At 71.1% G+C, this 2,940-nt stretch carries 3 protein-coding genes; all 3 read right to left on the reverse strand.

The features are described 5' to 3' along the window. Positions 1-1,020, reverse strand: a 1,020-nt coding sequence (locus ACWF94_RS37835; RefSeq protein ID WP_453499374.1) for a FecCD family ABC transporter permease, incomplete at its 3' end; no start/stop codon positions are given. Beyond that, positions 1,017-2,090, reverse strand: a complete 1,074-nt coding sequence (locus ACWF94_RS37840; RefSeq protein WP_453499376.1) for an iron chelate uptake ABC transporter family permease subunit — start codon at positions 2,088-2,090, stop codon at positions 1,017-1,019. The genes ACWF94_RS37840 and ACWF94_RS37835, both read right to left, overlap by 4 nt. Before the next feature lie 91 nt (positions 2,091-2,181). Next, positions 2,182-2,940, reverse strand: a 759-nt coding sequence (locus tag ACWF94_RS37845; RefSeq protein WP_453499378.1) for an ABC transporter substrate-binding protein, incomplete at its 5' end; no start/stop codon positions are given.

Below are 2,940 nucleotides of genomic sequence, written 5' to 3' on the forward strand. Positions count from 1 at the left end.
GTACAGACCGCCGGTCGAGACGGTCACGATGCCGACCGGGAGCTGGACCGGGGCGAAGAGACGCTGGCCTGCCAGATCGGCGAGGACGAGCAGGAACCCGCCCAGCACGGCGGACGGCAGCAGCGCGACCGATGAGGAGCGGGTGACGCGCCGGGCGATCTGCGGCGCGGCGAGGGAGACGAAGGCGATCGGCCCCGCCGCCGCCGTCACCAGCGCGGTGAGCGCCACCCCCAGGACGACCAGGGTGAGCCGTACGGCGTTGGTACGGACCCCGAGTCCGGCCGCCGCGTCGTCGCCGAGTTCGAGCTGCCGCATGGCCGGACCGATCGCCAGAGTCAGGGGTACGAGCACGGCGAGGATGCCCAGGACGGGCCAGAGCTGCTCGTACCCCAGGCTGTTGAGGGAGCCGCTGCCCCACACCGCGGCCAGCATGGCCTCCTCGATGTCCGTTCTCAGCACCAGCCAGGTGTTGAACGCGCCGAGCATCGCCGAGATCGCGATGCCCACGATGATGAGCTGGAACGCCCGCGTCCCCCCGCGGTAGGCCAGGACGAAGACGAGCAGCGCGGTCGCGGTACCGCCGGCCAGGGACCCCGCGGCCACCTGGTAGTAGCCGCCGCCGGTCAGCAGCATGACGATCAGCGCGCCGGTGTAGGAGCCGGAGGAGAAGCCGATGATGTCCGGTGAGCCGAGGGGATTTCTGCTGACCGACTGGAAGATCGCCCCGGAGACGGCCAGGGCCGCGCCGAAGAGTACGGCGAGCAGCGCCCGGGGCAGCCGCCACTCGATGACGATCTTCCTGGTGCCGCTCTCCCCGCCGCCGGTCAGCGTCCGGATCACCTCGCCCAGCGGGATCTCATAGGTTCCGTACGCGAGGGAGGCCAGCACGGTTCCCGCCGTGAGCACCAGGAAGACCGCGCAGACGACGACGGTGCGTACGTCGAGGCGGAGCGACCAGCGGGGCCCTCGGGACACCAGGACCGGTCTGCCGAAGTCGACGGATACAGATGTGGTGTTCACAGGCCGCTCGCCTTCTTGCGCCGCACCAGCACGATCAGCACCGGGGCGCCGATGAACGCGGTCACGATGCCGACCTGGAGTTCCTGGGGTGCGAGGACGATTCTGCCGACGGTGTCGGAGACGATCAGCAGAGTCGGCGCGCAGACGGCGGTGTACGGGATGATCCAGCGCTGGTCGGGTCCGACGAACCACCGGACGACATGCGGGACCATCAGGCCGACGAAGCCGATCGGCCCGGCCGCGCCGGTGGCCGCACCGGCCAGCAGGGTGACGGCGACGACCACGGTCACCCGGGTCCGGCCGATGCCCGCGCCCAGCGACCTGGCGAGGTCGTCGCCGAGTGCGATGGCGTTCAGGGAGCGCGCCGCGACGAGGGCCAGCAGCAGCCCCGCCCCGATGAAGGGGAGCACGGTCCAGAAGATCTCCCAGCCCCGGGCAGCGAGCGAGCCGGCCGCCCAGCCGCGCATGGTGTCGTAGACATCGGGGTTCAGCAGGGTGATGCCGGCGGAGATGCCGGCCAGGACCGCGCTGAGTGCCACACCGACGAGGGTCAGCTGCACCGGTGTGGCGCCCGCCCGGCCGGCCGACCCGAGGAGGTAGACCAGGGTGGTGGTGACGACGGCTCCCGCGAAGGACATCCCGAGGTACTGCCCGATCGAGGAGAGCCCGAGGAAGGCGACGCCGATGATGACGGCGAATCCGGCGCCGGCGTTGACGCCGAGGATGCCGGGGTCGGCCAGCGGGTTGCGGGTGAGCGCCTGGATGAGGGCCCCGGAGACTCCGAGCGCCGCCCCGACGACCAGGCCCAGACAGGCGCGCGGGACCCGGAGGCCGCGCACGATGTAGGCGTTCTCCGAGCCGTCGTAGGCGGTCAGCGCGCTCCAGACATCCGCGACGGGGATGGACTTGGCGCCGATGGCCAGGCTCAGCACGAGAGCCGCGACCAGCACCGCGAGGGCGGCGAGGAGCCCGATGGCGCGGCCCGCGTCGGTGCGCACCAGCCCCGGGCGGTGCCGCTCGCCGTCCGGGCCGCTCCGCCGGGGCGGAGCGGCGGCAACCGTGGTGCTCATGGTCCCGGACGCTCCGGCGGCACGGGCGCGACCCGGGGGCGGCGGCCTTCGGGGCGGTGCCGGTCGCCGCGGTCGTACGGAGGTGCCCCGGTCATGCCCCGGCCTTGGCGTCGATCCGGGCGAGGAGCTTGTCGAGGTCGTTGAGGGTGTCCGTGCCCCAGCGGAACGAGGAGACCACCGCGGCCGGCATGTTCTCGAAGACGAGGCCGTTCTTCACGGCCGGCAGGTTCTTCCACACCGTGTTCTTGGCGAGGGAGGTGATGAAGTCCTGATGCCCGTGCGCATGGATCAGGATGTCGGCGTTGGACAGCTTCCCGATCTGCTCGATCGACAGCCACTCGCTCACCGCCCCGGCCTTGCCCTTGTGCTCGCCCTCGGTGAAGGGCCGGTATTTCGCTCCGACCGCGTCCCAGGCGGGGACGAGGAAGTGACCTGCGGGGTAGGTGCCCCAGGTGGACATGTCCTCGCCGTAGGCGAACACGGCGATGGAGTTCTTCGTCAGGACGTCCGCGTACTTGGTCTTCAGTTCGTCGGCGCGCTTCCTGAACGCCGCCTGCTGGCGCTTCCCCTCGTCCGCCTTTCCGACGGCCGCGGCGATCATCAGCGTCCGCCCCTCCCAGGCTCCGACGCCCGCGGCATCGAGCTGTACGACCGGTGCGATGCCCTTCAGCCGCTCCAGTTCGCCCTTTCTGAGGAAGCGGGTCTCGGCGAAGATCATGTCGGGGTCCTGCTTGGCCACGGCCTCGATGTTCAGCTCGTAGTAGGTCCCGATGGTCGGGGTCTTCCCGAGCGCGTCGTGGTAACGCTCGGGGCGCAGGGCGGGGTCGGACTTCTCGAATCCCTCGACGAC

It is taken from the genome of Streptomyces sp. NPDC055078, assembly GCF_053607985.1.

Coding starts and splice junctions, on each gene's coding strand:
- ACWF94_RS37840 (WP_453499376.1), bottom strand. CDS start 2,090: ATGAGCACCACGGTTGCCGCCGCTCCGCCCCGGCGGAGCGGCCCGGAC.